Source organism: Ectopseudomonas chengduensis (assembly GCF_900102635.1).
In the GTDB taxonomy this organism is placed as follows: Bacteria; Pseudomonadota; Gammaproteobacteria; order Pseudomonadales; family Pseudomonadaceae; genus Aquipseudomonas; species Aquipseudomonas chengduensis.
In genome coordinates this window covers 56,693-72,383 of the sequence record NZ_FMZQ01000014.1, presented here as the reverse complement: position 1 = coordinate 72,383, position 15,691 = coordinate 56,693, and the positions used below count along the sequence as shown (strand labels likewise).

The 15,691-nt window shown below is 64.2% G+C and carries 16 protein-coding genes; 14 read left to right on the top strand and 2 right to left on the bottom strand.

From position 1 onward, the window contains the following. Window positions 1-158: 158 nt before the first annotated feature. Together gspD and BLS08_RS20130 are read right to left on the bottom strand one after the other, a co-directional pair. Entirely contained in the window at window positions 159-2,111 is a 1,953-nt protein-coding gene (gene gspD, locus BLS08_RS20135) for a type II secretion system secretin GspD (protein WP_017677565.1), read from the bottom strand. A gap of 4 nt (window positions 2,112-2,115) precedes the next feature. Further along, window positions 2,116-2,763 carry a type II secretion system protein N gene (locus tag BLS08_RS20130; protein WP_017677564.1) on the bottom strand — a complete coding sequence of 216 codons (648 nt, stop codon included), beginning with the start codon at window positions 2,761-2,763 and terminating at the stop codon, window positions 2,116-2,118. A gap of 228 nt (window positions 2,764-2,991) precedes the next feature. Here BLS08_RS20130 and gspE point away from each other — a divergent pair, with 228 nt between their 5' ends. The 14 genes from gspE (at window position 2,992) to argR (ending at window position 15,482) form a co-directional block, all read left to right on the top strand. Next, window positions 2,992-4,479, top strand: a complete 1,488-nt coding sequence (gene gspE, locus BLS08_RS20125; protein ID WP_026088627.1) for a type II secretion system ATPase GspE — start codon at window positions 2,992-2,994, stop codon at window positions 4,477-4,479. Between the two features lie 108 nt (window positions 4,480-4,587). Further along, on the top strand, window positions 4,588-5,805 hold the full coding sequence (gene xcpS, locus BLS08_RS20120; RefSeq protein ID WP_017677562.1) for a GspF family T2SS innner membrane protein variant XcpS: 1,218 nt from the start codon (window positions 4,588-4,590) through the stop codon (window positions 5,803-5,805). A gap of 3 nt (window positions 5,806-5,808) precedes the next feature. After that, window positions 5,809-6,234 carry a type II secretion system major pseudopilin GspG gene (gene gspG, locus BLS08_RS20115; RefSeq protein WP_026088626.1) on the top strand — a complete coding sequence of 142 codons (426 nt, stop codon included), beginning with the start codon at window positions 5,809-5,811 and terminating at the stop codon, window positions 6,232-6,234. A gap of 91 nt (window positions 6,235-6,325) precedes the next feature. After that, the gene (gspH, locus tag BLS08_RS20110; protein ID WP_017677560.1) at window positions 6,326-6,847 is read left to right on the top strand and encodes a type II secretion system minor pseudopilin GspH; all 522 of its coding nucleotides are present in this window, start codon (window positions 6,326-6,328) and stop codon (window positions 6,845-6,847) included. Continuing rightward, window positions 6,844-7,230, top strand: coding sequence for a type II secretion system minor pseudopilin GspI (gene gspI / locus BLS08_RS20105; protein ID WP_017677559.1), 387 nt, complete (start codon window positions 6,844-6,846; stop codon window positions 7,228-7,230). Before gspH ends, gspI begins: the two co-directional genes overlap by 4 nt. Before the next feature lie 188 nt (window positions 7,231-7,418). Then, entirely contained in the window at window positions 7,419-8,093 is a 675-nt protein-coding gene (gspJ, locus tag BLS08_RS20100) for a type II secretion system minor pseudopilin GspJ (protein WP_026088625.1), read from the top strand. After that, window positions 8,090-9,061 (top strand): type II secretion system minor pseudopilin GspK, encoded by a 972-nt coding sequence (gspK, locus tag BLS08_RS20095; protein ID WP_017677557.1) that lies wholly within the window; start codon window positions 8,090-8,092, stop codon window positions 9,059-9,061. The genes gspJ and gspK overlap by 4 nt, the downstream gene beginning before the upstream one ends. Further along, the gene (gspL, locus tag BLS08_RS20090) at window positions 9,058-10,197 is read left to right on the top strand and encodes a type II secretion system protein GspL (protein ID WP_017677556.1); all 1,140 of its coding nucleotides are present in this window, start codon (window positions 9,058-9,060) and stop codon (window positions 10,195-10,197) included. Before gspK ends, gspL begins: the two co-directional genes overlap by 4 nt. A gap of 5 nt (window positions 10,198-10,202) precedes the next feature. After that, window positions 10,203-10,724 carry a type II secretion system protein M gene (locus tag BLS08_RS20085; RefSeq protein WP_100227607.1) on the top strand — a complete coding sequence of 174 codons (522 nt, stop codon included), beginning with the start codon at window positions 10,203-10,205 and terminating at the stop codon, window positions 10,722-10,724. A 598-nt stretch (window positions 10,725-11,322) separates the two neighbouring features. Continuing rightward, window positions 11,323-12,096, top strand: a complete 774-nt coding sequence (locus tag BLS08_RS20080) for an ABC transporter substrate-binding protein (protein WP_017677554.1) — start codon at window positions 11,323-11,325, stop codon at window positions 12,094-12,096. Between the two features lie 172 nt (window positions 12,097-12,268). Continuing rightward, the gene (locus BLS08_RS20075; protein ID WP_017677553.1) at window positions 12,269-12,958 is read left to right on the top strand and encodes an ABC transporter permease; all 690 of its coding nucleotides are present in this window, start codon (window positions 12,269-12,271) and stop codon (window positions 12,956-12,958) included. After that, window positions 12,955-13,653: an ABC transporter permease gene (locus BLS08_RS20070; RefSeq protein ID WP_017677552.1), complete on the top strand. Its 699-nt coding sequence runs from the start codon at window positions 12,955-12,957 to the stop codon at window positions 13,651-13,653. Before BLS08_RS20075 ends, BLS08_RS20070 begins: the two co-directional genes overlap by 4 nt. Before the next feature lie 28 nt (window positions 13,654-13,681). Further along, entirely contained in the window at window positions 13,682-14,446 is a 765-nt protein-coding gene (locus tag BLS08_RS20065) for an ABC transporter ATP-binding protein (protein ID WP_017677551.1), read from the top strand. A 55-nt stretch (window positions 14,447-14,501) separates the two neighbouring features. Beyond that, on the top strand, window positions 14,502-15,482 hold the full coding sequence (argR, locus tag BLS08_RS20060; RefSeq protein ID WP_026088623.1) for a transcriptional regulator ArgR: 981 nt from the start codon (window positions 14,502-14,504) through the stop codon (window positions 15,480-15,482). Window positions 15,483-15,691 lie beyond the last annotated feature (209 nt).

The window sequence follows — 15,691 nt, the reverse complement described above, 5'->3', positions numbered from 1 at the left end:
TCAGTGGGAGGGGCTTTGGCCGCGATTGCCGTAGCGCCTGTCGCCGCTAAAGCGCCTCCCACGGTTTGCGGTGCTCCACAATTCAGCGCGTAGGGCGGGTGCAACCCGCCATCGCCATTGCGGCGGATTGCAGCCACCCACGAGATGACGCCCTATTGTTACTGCCGCAAATCCACCGCCGGTGCGCCTTGGCCGTCGAACAGCTGGCTCGGGGTGCTGGGCAGGATGCTGGGGCGGCCGTTGTCTGGGCCGCCGTTGCCGATGATGCGAATGTCGCTGTACTTCTTGCCCGACAGTGCAGCCAGGCCGGCGCCATCGCGGACGATGGTCGGCCGCAGGAAGACCATCAGGTTGCGTTTGATATGGGATTCGCGGGTGGAGCGGAACAGCCCGCCGAGCAAAGGAATGTCGCCCAGCAGCGGCACCTTGGAGATGGCCTGGGTGACGTCGTCCTGAATCAGGCCGCCAAGCACGATCACCTGACCGTCGTCGGCGAGGATGGTGCTCTTGATCGAGCGTTTGTTGGTCACCAGATCGACCGCCTGGGCGTTGAGCCCGGTGCTGGGGGCGATGGAGGAGATTTCCTGCTCGATCTCCAGGCGCAGGGTGGCGCCTTCGTTGATGCTTGGCGTGACCTTGAGGGTCACGCCGATGTCCTGGCGTTCGATGGTGGTGAAGGGGTTGCCGGCACCCGAGGCGTCGGTGGTGTAGGAGCCGGTCTGGAAGGGCACGTTCTGCCCGACGAGGATTTCCGCTTTCTGGTTGTCCAGGGTCAGCAGGCTCGGCGTGGACAGCAGGTTGCTCTTGCTGTTGGCCGAGAGTGCGGTGATCAGTGCGCCGAAGCGGTCGCTGCCGATGCCGATGATGGCGCCGTCGGGCAGGGTGAGGTCTTCCGGTATTTCCTCACTTTGCAGGATCTGCAGCACGCTGCCCACCGACAGACCGGTGCCGGCGAAGTTGACCCCGCCCAGGCCGCCCCTGCCGCCGCTGCCGCTGCGGGCATCCACGGCCCACTGCACACCGAGGGCGTCGGTGATGTCGCCGGAAACCTCGACGATGGCCGCTTCGACCATCACCTGGGCGCGCGGTACGTCGAGCTGACGCACGATATCTTCGAGGGTGGCGACCAGATCGGGCTCGGCCAGCAGCACCAGGGCGTTGAGACTCTCGTCGGCGCGGATGAGGATGTTCGACTGCCGGCCAGTGGTTTCGCTGTTTTCCTGATTCTTCAGGCCTTCGGAAATCTCGCCGAGGGTTTCGGCCAGGGACTTGGCGTCGTTGTGGCGCAGGCGGATCACTCGCGTATTGGCCGAGCGGCTGGTGGGGCTGTCCAGCGAGCGGGCAAGGTCGGCCAGTTTGGCGCGGGCGTCCGGCGGGCCGAGCAGAATCAGGCGGTTGGTGCGGGCGTCGGCCACCACCTGGGTGGCGCTGGTGCCCTTGGCCTGGCCGCGGGCGATGGCGGTATTGAGCACTTCGGCGGCGTCCATCACCCAGGCGTGCTGCAGGGTCACCACGCTGAAGTCCTGCGCGCCGCTGCGGTCGAGCTGCCGCATCAGGTCTTCGATGCGTTCGATGTTGGCGCTGCGGTCGCTGATGATCAGCGCGTTGGACGAGGTGACAGCAGCCAGATGGCCGTATTGCGGTACCAGTGGACGAACCAGCGGGATCAGCTCGGCCACTGGCGCGTGCTGCACCTGGATCAGGCGGGTTTCCAGGCGATCCGGCGCCGGACGGCCGGCGTCAGCTTCGGCCTTGGCCTCGGCGTTGGGCACGATGCGCGCCTGATCGCCCTGGGTCAGCACGCTGAAACCGTGGGTGGCCATCACCGAGAGAAACAGTTGATAGACCTCGGACAGCCCCAAAGGTGTGCTGGATATCACGTTGACCTGGCCCTTCACTCGCGGGTCGACGACGAAGGTCTGCCCGGTGATGCCGGCGACCTGATCGATGAACTCGCGGATGTCGGCGCCCTTGAGGTTGATGGTCCAGCTTTCTTCCTGCTGATTGGCGCTGGCCGGCACCTGCTCGATCTGCGCGAGCAAGGGCAAGGGGGCAGCGGCCAGGCCGGCGGCGAGGAGGGCGAGGGTCAGTCTGCTTCGGAGAACATGCATCGGTTCAGTCGCTTTCCATGAGCTGATCGGCGGGCGTTTCCTCTGGCAGGGTGCCAGAGGCTTCCATCTGTTCGCGCAGGTCTTGCATGCGCTGGCGCAGTTGTTCGAGGTTGTTCTGGTCGAGTTGATCGAGTTGTTCGACGGGGTCGTTGATCGTTTCTTCCGCTGGCGTATAGACGCTGTACTGGCCACTCTGCTGACGAGGGAAGGCCAGGCTTTCGCGGCGGCCGTTGCGCAGCAGTTCGACGCGGTCGGCATAGACGGCATCCAGGCGCACGCCGCTGTCCACCTCCATGCCGACGGTGTAACGCTGGGCGCTCTGGCCCTGGCGCTGAACCACCGCGCTGGAGCGTTGCGGGTCACTGTGAACGAAGCTGCCGAGCAGGGTCAGTTGCAGGTTGGTGGCCGGTGGCGGGCCGCTGTCGGCCTCGCGCGGGCTGCCGAACAACTGGGCGATGGGCGCCTGTGCGCGCTGTTGCAGATTTGGCGCAGTCTGACTGAGCGGTTGCTGCACGGGGCCGCGCACCAGGCGCAGCAATTCGGCACTCTGCCAGGCCAGACTCACGCTCAGGGCGATCAGCACGAGCATACCGATCAGGCTCGGGGCATTGTCCTTGATCCGCTGGGAAAGGGCCGAGGTGGGCAAAAGCATTACTCCGCAAACGACAGTCTAGTTCTTCTTATGTGCTGGGCGTCGCGCGCTGATCATAGCAGCCTGCGCGAGGTTGGCATCCCCCAAATAGGGTGGGTGTACAGTTACAGACGATGTGTTAAAGATAGTTGAATAAACGCACAAAAAGACCGTCCTAGAGGTAGCCATTGGGTCAAATAGCCAGATTAGGCTGTGCTACCCGAATAAGGTTCTGTTCTAAGGCCACGCATGAACACTTCGTTGCTCGAAATTCCGCTGCGCCGTCTGCCCTTCAGCTTTGCCAAGCGTCACGGTGTGGTGTTCGTCATGCAGGATGAGCGCGCCAGCCTGGCCCATCGCGCCGATTGTGACCCGGTGGCGCTGGCCGAGGCGCAGCGCTTCGCCGGGCGCCGCCTGCCGCTGCAGGTGTTGAGTGCGCCTGAGTTCGCCCAGGTGCTGGGTGCGGCCTATCAACACGATTCCGCTTCCATGCAATTGGCCGAGGACATCGGCGGCAGTTTCGATCTGGCCTCGCTCGCCGATCAGGTGCCGGAAACCGAAGACCTGCTGGAGCAGGAGGACGATGCGCCGATCATCCGCCTGATCAACGCCATCCTGGGTGAAGCGATCAAGGAAAACGCCTCCGACATTCACCTGGAAACCTTCGAGAAGCGCCTGGTGGTGCGCTTTCGCGTCGATGGCATCCTCCGTGAGGTGCTCGAGCCCAAGCGCGAGCTGGCGGCGCTGCTGGTCTCGCGGGTGAAGGTCATGGCGCGGCTGGACATCGCCGAGAAGCGCGTGCCGCAGGACGGGCGCATCTCGCTCAAGGTCGGCGGGCGCGAGGTGGACATTCGCGTGTCCACATTGCCCTCGGCCAATGGTGAGCGGGTGGTGCTGCGCCTGCTCGACAAGCAGGCCGGGCGCCTGTCTCTGCAGCACCTGGGCATGCGCGCCGAGGACCGCAAGCTCATGGAAGAGACGGTGCGCAAGCCGCACGGCATCCTGCTGGTCACCGGCCCCACCGGCTCGGGCAAGACCACCACGCTTTACGCCAGCCTGGTCAGCCTCAACGACCATACGCGCAACATCCTCACCGTCGAGGACCCCATCGAATACCACCTCGAAGGCATCGGCCAGACCCAGGTCAATACCAAGGTGGACATGACCTTCGCCCGCGGTCTGCGCGCCATCCTGCGCCAGGACCCGGACGTGGTGATGGTCGGCGAGATCCGCGACAAGGAAACTGCCGAGATCGCCGTGCAGGCTTCGCTGACCGGCCACCTGGTGCTGTCGACGCTGCACACCAACAGCGCCATTGGCGCCATTACCCGTCTGGTGGACATGGGCGTGGAGCCCTTTTTGCTGTCGTCATCGCTGCTTGGCGTGCTGGCCCAGCGTCTGGTGCGGGTGCTGTGTCCGTCGTGCAAGGAACCCTATGCGGCCGATGAGGCCGAATGCGCGCTGCTCGGTGTGCCGGCCAGTTCGCCGCCGACGCTTTACCACGCCCGTGGTTGCGCCCATTGTCATCAACAGGGCTATCGTGGGCGTACCGGCATCTACGAACTGGTGGTGTTCGATGAAACCATGCGCACTCTGGTGCACAGCCGCGCTTCCGAGCAGGACATGACCCGCCACGCCCGCACCCTGGGCCCGAGCATCCGTGACGATGGCCGGCGCAAGGTGCTGGAAGGGGTGACCACGGTCGAGGAAGTGCTGCGCGTGACGCGAGAGGAATGATGGCAAGTGGGATGTTGGCATTGGCTCTTGTGGGTGCGGCTTCGGGCGCGAGTTGGCGCAGATCGCGGCTGAAGCCGCCTCTACGGGAACAACCGGAGCGATTTGCCGATGGCTGCCTTTGAATATATCGCCCTCGACGGGCGCGGCCGCCAGCAGAAAGGCGTGCTGGAAGCCGATAGCGCGCGCCAGGTGCGTCAACTGCTGCGCGAGCGCCAACTGGCGCCGCTGGAGGTCAAGGCCACGCGCAGCCGCGAGCAGGACAGTGGGCAGGCACGCCTGGGTTTTGTACGTGGCCTGTCGGCGCGCGACCTGGCGCTGGTCACTCGCCAACTGGCGACGCTGATCCAGGCGGCGCTGCCCATCGAAGAAGCGCTACGCGCCGCCGCGGCGCAATCCACCAGTTCGCGTATCCAAAGCATGCTCCTGGCGGTGCGCGCCCGCGTGCTGGAGGGCCATAGCCTGGCCGGCAGTCTGAAGGAATTTCCGGCCGCCTTCCCCGAGTTGTACCGCGCCACGGTGGCGGCCGGGGAACATGCCGGGCACCTCGGCCCGGTGCTGGAGCAATTGGCCGACTACACCGAACAGCGCCAGCAGTCGCGGCAGAAGGTGCAACTGGCGTTGCTCTACCCGGTGATCCTGATGTGCGCGTCCTTGCTGATCGTCGGCTTCCTGCTCGGCTACGTGGTGCCGGACGTGGTCAAGGTATTCGTCGACTCGGGGCAGACCCTGCCGGCGCTGACACGCGGGCTGATCGCCCTGAGCGACTGGGTCAAGGCCTGGGGGCTGGTTGCCCTGGTGGCGCTGATCCTGGCGGTCGTCGCCTTGCGCGCAGCCCTGCGTGACGAGGCGTTCAGGTTGCGCTGGCATCGATTTCTGCTGCGCATACCGCTGGTCGGACGGCTGGGGCGTGCCACCGATTGCGCGCGTTTTGCCTCGACCCTGGCGATCCTCACCCGCAGTGGTGTGCCGCTGGTGGAGGCGCTGGCGATTGCTGGCGAGGTGATCGGCAACCGGGTGATCCGTGGCGAGGTGCTGGTAGCGGCGCAGAAGGTGCGCGAAGGTGGCAGCCTGACCCGCTCGCTGGAGGCCACCGGCCAGTTCCCGCCGATGATGCTGCATATGATCGCCAGCGGCGAACGCTCCGGCGAGCTGGATCAGATGCTGGCGCGTACGGCGAAGAATCAGGAGAGCGACCTCGGTGCACAGATCGCTCTGCTGGTCGGCTTGTTCGAGCCGTTCATGCTGGTATTCATGGGGGCAGTGGTGCTGGTGATCGTACTGGCCATCCTGCTGCCGATTCTTTCTTTGAACCAAATGGTGGGATAGCAGGTGAGAAAATCTCAGGCGGGCTTCACGCTCATCGAAATCATGGTCGTGGTGGTGATTCTGGGCATTCTGGCGGCACTGGTGGTGCCGCAGGTGATGAGTCGGCCCGATCAGGCCAAGGTCACCGCTGCGCAAAACGACATTCGCGCCATCGGCGCCGCGCTGGACATGTACAAGCTCGACAACCACAACTACCCCAGCACCCAGCAGGGCCTGGAGGCGCTGGTGAGCAAGCCGAGCGGTAACCCACAAGCGAAGAACTGGAACAAGGACGGCTACCTCAAGCGCCTGCCCATCGACCCCTGGGGCAACCCCTATCAATACCTGGCTCCCGGCACCAAGGGCGCATTCGATCTGTATTCGCTTGGCGCCGACGGCAAGCAGGGTGGCAGTGACCTGAACGCCGATATCGGCAACTGGGATCTCTGACTCGACCATGCCGTCGTTCGCCTGTAGGAGCGAGTGTCGCGAGCGAAGCATGCGTCGTAGAAAAACTTCGCGAGCAGAGCTCGCTCCTACGTTGAAGGCGCAGCGCGGCTTCACCCTGATCGAACTGCTGGTGGTGCTGGTCATTCTCGGCAGCCTGATCGGTCTGGCGGTGTTCAGCACCGGTATCGCCGGACCGGCGCGCGAATTGCGCAGCGAGGCCGAGCGCCTGGGTGGGTTGATCGGTGTGCTGGTCGACGAGGCGGTGCTGGACAATCGCGAATATGGCTTGAGCTTTACCCGCGAGGGTTACCGGGTGCTGCGCTACGACCCGCAGCGCGACGAATGGCAGGCGCTGGATCGTCAGGCTCATCGCCTGCCGGAGTGGGCCGAAGTGACGCTTGAGGTGGAGGGCGAAGTGGAAGGCGAGGCCTTGACTCTCGGGGGCGAGGCCAGTGCTGATGCACCGCAGTTGCTGATCCTTTCCAGTGGCGAGCTGACGCCGTTTCGCCTGCGTATCGCCGAACGCCGTCGTGACGGCCTGCGTCTGCAACTGTCCAGCGATGGCTTCGGTCTGCCGCGTGTCGAGGAGCTGGGCACGGGGCGCGCCAGATGAGATCAGCGCGCGGCTTTACCCTGCTCGAAGTGCTGGTGGCCCTGGCCATCTTCGCCCTGATTGCCGCCAGCGTGCTGACTGCCAGCGCACGCAGCGTGCGCACGGCCAGCCAGCTTGAGAACAAGACCCTGGCCATGTGGGTGGCGGACAACCGACTGACCGAGCTGCAACTGGCCGACACGCCACCGGCTGATGGCCGCGACCAGGGCCAGGTGGAGTTCGCCGGCCGTCGCTGGTTGTGGCAGAGCGAAATTCAGGCCACCAGCGAGCCGGCCATGCGCCGCGTGACGCTGTGGGTTGCCGCCGAGGAGCGGGGCGCCAGGGGCGATCTGCGTGAGCGGGCGCAGGTCACGCTCAGCGGTTTCCTGGGGGCGCCACAGTGACCTGCCTCCCTCGTAGGAGCGAGCTCTGCTCGCGAATCCGTGGCGACGCCATTTCGCTCGCGACGCTCGCTCCAGCCCGTAGGATGGGCCGGGCGGCGCTCCGCTTCAGCCCACCAACAGCGGCCAGCCTTGGTGGGCTAAAGCCCACCCTACCAACTGGTGACCCTCAGCGGCTTTCTGGGGGCTCCATGATGTGTTGGAGCGCTCAGCGCGGCTTCACTCTGCTGGAGCTGCTGATCGCCATCGCCATCTTCGCCCTGCTGGGGTTGGCCACCTACCGCATGCTCGACAGCGTGCTCAGCGCCGATGCCGTCACCCGCGAGCACGAGCGTCAGTTGCGCGAGTTGACCCGCGCCCTGTCAGCCTTCGAGCGTGATCTGCGTCAGGTGACGGTACGGCCGATTCGCGATGCTTTCGGTGATGCCCAGCCAGCGTTGCACGGCGATCTGGCTGATGCCACGGCGCTGGAGCTGAGTCGCGTCGGCTGGCGCAACCCACTCGGCCAACCGCGTGCCGAGGTACAGCGGGTGCGTTGGCAGCTCAGTGGCGAGCAGTGGCAGCGGCGTTACTGGCGCGTGCTGGATCGCGCGCAGGACAGCACGCCGCAGATCCAGCAGGCGCTCGATGGTGTCGAGTCATTGAGCCTGCGTTATCTGGACAAGGACGGGCAGTGGCAGCCTGACTGGCCACCAGCCAATGCCTCTGGCGACGGTTTGCTCACCGAGCTGCCGCGCGCTGTGGAACTGCGCCTGCAGCATCGCCGCTATGGCGAACTGCGCCGTCTGCTGCGCCTGCCCGATCTGCCGGCGCAGAACGCTGCCGGCGTGCCGCCAGCGGATTCTAACGAGGTGCCGCAGTCATGAAGCGGCAGAATGGGGTGGCGTTGATCACCGTGCTGCTGGTGGTCGCCGTGGTCACGGTGGTCTGCGCCGGGCTGATCGCCCGTCAGCAACTGTCGATTCGCAGCAGCGCCAACCAGTTGCACGTGACCCAGGCCTGGCACTACGCCCTGGGGGGCGAGACGCTGGCTAAGGCGATGCTCGAGCGCGACTTGCGCCGTGGCGATCCACGTCAGCCGGTTGATCACCTGCTGGAACCTTGGGCCAGGCCGCTGACGTTCCCGCTGGATGAGGGCGGCGAGCTACGGGTACGCATCGTCGACCCCAACGGCCGCTTCAACCTCAACAGCCTGGTGCGCCAGGGGCGGCCCAACGAGCTGGCGGTGCTGCGCCTGCGCCGCCTGCTGTTGCGTCTGGGCATCGATAAACCCTATGCCGAGCGCTTGCTGGACTGGCTCGATAGCGACAGTGAGTTGCAGGGAGGCAATGGCGCCGAGGACGGCCAGTACCTGCTGGCGATACCGCCTTATCGCACGGCCAATCGCGAGATCACCGACGTGTCTGAACTGCGCCTGCTGCTGGAGATGGAGGAGGCCGACTATCGCCGCCTGCGGCCTTTCGTCAGTGCGCTGCCGAGCGAGGCGTTGCTTAACGTCAACACCGCCAGCGCGATGGTGCTCTCCAGCCTGTCCGATGGATTGACGCCGGATGCGGCCCTGGCATTGATCGCCGGGCGTGGTGACGAGGGGTATCTAAGCCCGGCCGCGTTCGCTGCTCAGCCTGCGCTCGCCGGGTTGGGCGAACAGGTGGTACAGGGGCTGGCGGTCGGCAGCCAGTATTTCGAGGTGTTCAGCGAGGTGAGCCTGGGTGAACGCCGGGTGGTATTGCGTAGCCTGCTGCAGCGCAGCAATGATGGCCAGGTCAGTGTCCTGGCGCGTGATCTGGGGCAGGGCGGTATGCCGCCACGGCCCATCGAGGAAGAACAAGAATGAACCCGTTATGGATTTTTCTGCCGCCTGAGGCGTGCCACGTGCTCTCAGCGGATCTACCCGTGCAGCGCGTTACGGCGGATGACAGTCGCGCCTTGAGCCTGGCCGAGGCATTGGCCGATTTGCCGGCACACTGGGAGCTGGTGCTGCCGGTTGAGGCGGTCACCGCCTGCGCTGTGCAACTGCCGACGCAGAAGGCGCGCTGGATGCGCCAGGCGCTGCCGTTCGCGGTGGAGGAACTGCTGGCTGAAGAGGTCGAGTTGATGCACCTGGCGCTGGGTGAGCAACTGGCCGATGGCCGTCACCGCGTCTATGCGCTGCGCGCCAGCTGGCTGCGCGAGCGCCTGGCTCTGTGCGCGGCGCAACCGCCGCAGGCGATTCGCGTCGATGCCGATCTGCTGCCACGCCAGGGCAGTCAGCTGCTCTGGTTACAGTCGCGCTGGTTGCTCGGTGGCGAGGTGCCCTGGCGCCTGGCTTTGCAGACTGAGGACTGGCCAGCGCTGGCAGGTCGTTGCCCATCGCCATGCATCGCCAGTGCGCCAGCTGGGCAGGTGCTGCCCGAGCCGGTGGATGAGGTGCATCTGCTGGAGGACGCGCATCAATGGCTGGTGCTTCAGGGCAACGGTGTCGATCTGGCTCAGGGGGAGTTCGCCCTGCGCCAGAGTGGCCACAGTTGGCGGCGTTGGCGCCCGCTGGTGGGGGTGTTGGCACTGTGCCTCGTGCTGCAGTGGGGTTTCAATTTCGCGCAGGGCTGGTACCTGCAGCGCGAAGCCGATGCTTATGCCGCGTCCAGCGAGGCGCTGTACCGTGAGTTGTTTCCTCAGGACAGCAAGCTGATCAACCTGCGGGCGCAGTTCGATCAACATCTGGCGCAGTCCACGGGCGGCGATAGCCCGGTGCTGGGCCTGCTGGCCGAAGTAGCGGCGGCGCTGCAGGCCGATGGCGCAGCGCTGGTGCAGGTCAATCAGCTCGATTACAGCGCGACCCGTGGCGATCTGTCTTTGCAATTGCAGGCGCCGGGTTTTGCCGAGCTGGAGCGTTTGCGTGAGCGTCTGGAGGAATCCGGCCTGTCGGTGCAGATGGGCTCGGCCAGCCGTGAAGCCGAGGGCGTCAGTGCACGCGTGGTGATAGGAGGATGATGGGCATGTCGAGGACGGGTTTGAGCGAAAGTGTGCAACTGCACTGGCAGCGCTCACCGCTGGCGCAACGCTGGCAAACGCTGCCGGCACGTGATCGTCTGGCACTCGTGGCGCTGAGCGTTTTCCTGCTGTTGGTGCTGTTCTATCTGGCGTTGTGGCAACCGGTGCAGCGTCAGGCTCAGGCCGCGCGTGCCGCGTTCGAAGAGCAGCGCGCCCTGTACGCCTATATGCAGAGCCGTGCGCCACAGGTGCAGGGGCGCGAGCTACAGCCACGCGCCAGCCTCGACCCGGCGCGTCTGCAGGGGGTGGTCACGGCAAGTGCGGCCGAGCAGGGCCTGGTGATCGAACGTCTGGATACCGAGGGCTTTGGCGCGGTGCAGGTCAACCTGCAGCCAGTGGCATTCGCCCAGTTGCTGCGCTGGATTCAGACGTTGGAGGGGCAGGGCGTGCGCATCGAGGAAGCAGGGCTGGACCGCGCCGAGGAAAACCGCGTGACTGCGCGCCTCAGCTTGCGTGTGGGCGATTGATCTGGTGCATTTATTGACAAGTACTCCCGTCACTCCCGCGCAGGGGGGAGTCCAGGCGGCCTCTGGGTTCCCGCCTGCGCGGGAATGACGGTTGCTCCATGAAGTAATGGCGCTTGTTTCGCGGGGTAACGACGGCTGTTGCATGGAATGTTCTCGCGGTGCGCGCGGCGCACCCTACGATTTGCATGGCGCCGCGGTAACAGCGCGCACCCGATTGGGCGGTTAGGGAACGTCGCTGCCCTGATAAGGTGCCGTCAGTGGCGCCATGGAATACTACGAAGTGGCTCCAACGCCCATGCTTCGGGCGTTATGCAGTTTATGGCCTGAGTATTGCTGCAGATATCTGTTTACCCTTTTCTGCTTGATCACTCCTTTTGCTGGCTGTCAATATCTGCCGCCGGCGCTTCCTGTGCTTCTGTAATTAGTTGTCGCATTGAGGAAATATCGCCTCATTGCCTGCCGCTAGAATGCCGCACACCCAGCCAAGGCCCCTTTGTCGCTCGTCCACCACGACAGCGCAGCACCGCCTTCTACAATCCATAAAAGGCCCGGGCCCCTCACTGCCATCGATGTCATACCCAATTCGAAGGAGCAAAGAATGAAGAAGATCGCACTGCTTGGCGCCCTGGCGCTGTCCCTGATGTCGCCCCTGGCCATGGCCGAGAAGCCGCTGCGCATTGGCATCGAGGCGGCTTACCCGCCCTTCGCGTTCAAGACTCCTGATGGCCAGATTGCCGGCTTCGACTACGACATCGGCAACGCCCTGTGCGAAGAGATGAAGGTCGAGTGCAAGTGGATCGAACAGGAATTCGATGGTCTGATCCCGGCCCTGAAAGTGCGCAAGTTCGACGCTGTGCTGTCTTCCATGTCGATCACCGAAGACCGCAAGAAGTCCGTGGACTTCACTGGCAAGTACTACGCCACGCCGGCCAAGCTGGCGATGAAGGCCGGTACCGAGATCAAGGACCCGCTGGTCGACCTGAAAGGCAAGAAGATCGGCGTGCAGCGCTCGTCCGTATATGACCGCTACGCCACCGACATCTTCGCCCCGGCTGGCGCCGAAGTCGTGCGCTACAGCTCGCAGAACGAAGTGTTCCTGGACATGCAGTCCGGCCGCCTGGACGCCACCCTGGCCGATTCGGTGAACATCGATGACGGCTTCCTCAAGACCGACGCAGGCAAGGGCTTCGCGTTCGCCGGCCCGGACTTCACCGACGTGAAGTACTTCGGCGAAGGTCAGGGCATCGCCGTGCGCAAGGGTGACAAGGCGCTGGCCGACAAGATCAGCGCCGCTATCCTGGCCATCCGCGCCAACGGCAAATACAAGGAAGTGCAGGACAAGTACTTCGACTTCGACGTTTACGGCGAGTAAGCGTCCCAGATAGATGAAGTGGCACTAACCTTTTGAGGTTGTGCCACTTTTTTCTTGGTTCTGCGGGGTCGTTAAATACCAATCTAGGTATTCAACCTGCGGCCCGTCGCGTGAGCGACATGAATTTTCTTTGTGCTAGGCGGCGCCTGGGGTGCCTGAGAGGTATTAGCGCATGCTTCAAGGCTACGGCTCGACCATTCTCGATGGTGCCTGGCTCACCCTGCTTCTGGCGCTGACGTCCATGGCAGTGGCGATCTTCCTCGGCCTGCTGGGTGCGGCCTTTCGTCTGTCGCCGATCCGCTGGCTGGCGGCGTTGGGTGATACCTACGCCACGGTGATTCGCGGGATTCCCGACCTGGTGCTGATCCTGCTGATCTTTTACGGCGGCCAGGACATGGTGAACCGTATCGCGCCGATGCTCGGCTATGACGATTACATCGACATCAACCCCTTCGTCGCTGGCGTGTTCACCATGGGCTTTATCTTCGGGGCCTACCTGTCGGAGACCTTCCGCGGTGCCTTCATGGCGATCCCCAAGGGGCAGGCGGAAGCCGGTGCGGCCTATGGCATGAGCGGGATGCAGGTATTCTTCCGCATTCTCGTGCCGCAGATGATCCGTTTCGCCATTCCCGGTTTCACCAATAACTGGCTGGTGCTGACCAAGGCCACCGCGCTGATTTCCGTGGTTGGCCTGCAGGACATGATGTTCAAGGCCAAGAGCGCGGCCGACGCGACGCGTGAGCCGTTCACCTTCTACCTGGCGGTGGCGGGGCTTTATCTGGTGCTGACCAGCGTTTCCTTGCTGGCGCTGCGTTTCCTCGAGAAGCGCTACTCGGTGGGTACCAAGGTGGCTGACCTATGATCTTCGACTATCAAATGATCTGGGAGAACCTGCCGCTGTACTGGGGCGGCGTGCTGGTGACCCTGAAAATCCTGCTGATCTCCCTGGCGTTCGGCCTCAGCCTGGCGCTGCCACTGGCACTGATGCGAGTGTCGAAATCGCCTTGGGTCAACTTCCCGGCCTGGCTCTACACCTACGTGATTCGCGGCACACCGATGCTGGTGCAGCTGTTTCTGATCTATTACGGGCTGGCCCAGTTCGAGTTCATTCGTGACAGCTTCATGTGGCCGTATTTCTCCAGTGCGACCTTCTGCGCCTGCCTGGCGTTTGCCATCAACACCAGCGCCTACACTGCGGAAATCCTCGCTGGCAGTCTCAAGGCCACGCCGCCCGGCGAGATCGAGGCGGCCAAGGCCATGGGCATGTCGCGCGGCAAGCTGTATCGGCGCATCCTCCTGCCTTCGGCGCTGCGCCGGGCGCTGCCGCAGTACAGCAATGAAGTGATCATGATGCTGCACACCACCTCGCTGGCCTCGATCGTGACCCTGATCGACATCACCGGCGCCGCGCGCACCGTCAGTTCGCAGTACTACATGCCTTTCGAGGCCTTCATCACCGCCGGCCTGTTCTACCTGGCGCTGACCTTCATCCTGGTGCGCCTGTTCAAGCTGGCTGAGCGCCGCTGGCTGGCCTACATGGCCCCGCGCAAGGCCTGATGCCATGACGATTCAAGAGAACCCGAACATGTACAAACTCGAAGTTCAGGACCTGCACAAGCGTTACGGCAGCCATGAAGTGATCAAGGGCGTGTCGATGGCGGCCAAGGCTGGCGATGTGATCAGCATCATCGGCTCCAGCGGCTCGGGCAAGAGCACCTTCCTGCGTTGCTTGAACCTGCTCGAGCAGCCGCATGCCGGCAAGATTCTGCTCAACAACGAAGAGCTGAAGCTGGTACCGGCCAAGGACGGTTCGCTGCGCGCCGCCGATGCCAAACAGCTGCAGCGCATGCGCTCGCGTCTGGCCATGGTGTTCCAGCACTTCAATCTGTGGTCGCACATGAGCGCCCTGGAGAACGTGATGGAGGCGCCGGTACACGTACTCGGCATGAGCAAGGCTGAGGCCCGCGACAAGGCTGAACATTACCTGGCCAAGGTCGGCGTCGCGCACCGCAAGGACGCCTACCCCGCGCACATGAGTGGTGGTGAGCAGCAGCGCGTGGCCATCGCCCGTGCCCTGGCCATGGAGCCGGAGGTGATGCTGTTCGATGAACCCACTTCGGCGCTCGACCCCGAGCTGGTCGGCGAAGTGCTCAAGGTAATGCAGGACCTGGCCACCGAAGGTCGCACCATGGTGGTGGTGACCCACGAAATGGGTTTTGCCCGCGAGGTGTCGAATCAGCTGGTATTCCTGCACAAGGGATTGGTCGAGGAGCGCGGTTGCCCGAAGGAAGTGCTGGCCAATCCGCAATCCGAACGGCTGCAGCAGTTCCTTTCCGGCAGTCTCAAATAATAAGAAGCTAGACTTCGCACTTAACTGGTGCGTTGAACCCATTGAATAGACACTAATGACTCCCCATCGAATCGGCTTTTTGTACTGGCCCGGCACCAAGGCCCTGACCCTGTCCCTAGCGGAGGAGGCCCTGCGTGTCGCCCAGCGCGTGCATCCGGAAGTGGTGTACGAGCTGGTGTTCCTCCAGGCCGAGCCGCTGGCTGCGGGTGACTGGCGTCTGCCGGGCGAGCCCTGGGCCGGACATCTGGAAGGGTTGGACAAGCTGTTCCTGCTCGCCGATGCGCCGCCAGCGCAGGTGTCTGCGGGGCTGGCGGCGGCGCTCAAGCAGCAGGTGCGTAGTGGTTGTGTGATTGGCGGGCTGTCTGCCGGGGTCTATCCGCTGGCTCAGCTCGGTTTGCTCGATGGTTATCGCGCGGCAGTGCACTGGCGCTGGCAGGACGATTTCGCCGAGCGTTTCCCCAAGGTCATCGCCACCAGCCATCTGTTCGATTGGGATCGCGACCGGCTGACTGCCTGCGGCGGCTTGGCCGTGCTCGATCTGCTGCTGGCGGTGCTGGCGCGCGATCACGGCGCCGAGCTGGCCGGTGCGGTGAGCGAGGAGTTGGTGGTCGAGCGCATTCGCGAGGGCGGTGAGCGTCAGCGCATTCCGCTGCAGAATCGCCTCGGCTCCAGCCACCCGAAGCTGACCCAGGCCGTGCTGCTGATGGAAGCCAACATCGAGGAGCCGCTGACCACCGACGAGATCGCCCAGCACGTGTGCGTGTCGCGTCGTCAGCTCGAACGTATCTTCAAGCAGTACCTCAACCGCGTGCCCAGCCAGTATTACCTGGAGCTGCGCCTGAACAAGGCACGGCAGCTGCTGATGCAGACCAGCAAGTCGATCATCCAGATCGGCCTGTCCTGCGGCTTCTCCTCGGGCCCGCACTTCTCCAGCGCCTACCGCAACTTCTTCGGCGCCACGCCGCGCGACGATCGCAACCAGCGCCGCAGCAACAGCCCCTTCGAGCTGACGTCGACGCCGGTCGAGCGCGGTTGATCCGTCTTGTGGGAGCGAGCTCTGCTCGCGAACCGGGGGGTAACGCCAAAGCTTCGCGAGCAGAGCTCGCTCCTACACTGCAGTAGCCCGGATGAAATCCGGGGCGATCGGGTGTCAGTCCCGGATTGCATCCGGGCTACGCAGGCAGGACTTTCGATACCGATCGGTCAGCTTGCGGAGAATTTTTCCAGCGGCGTGCTCCAGGCGGC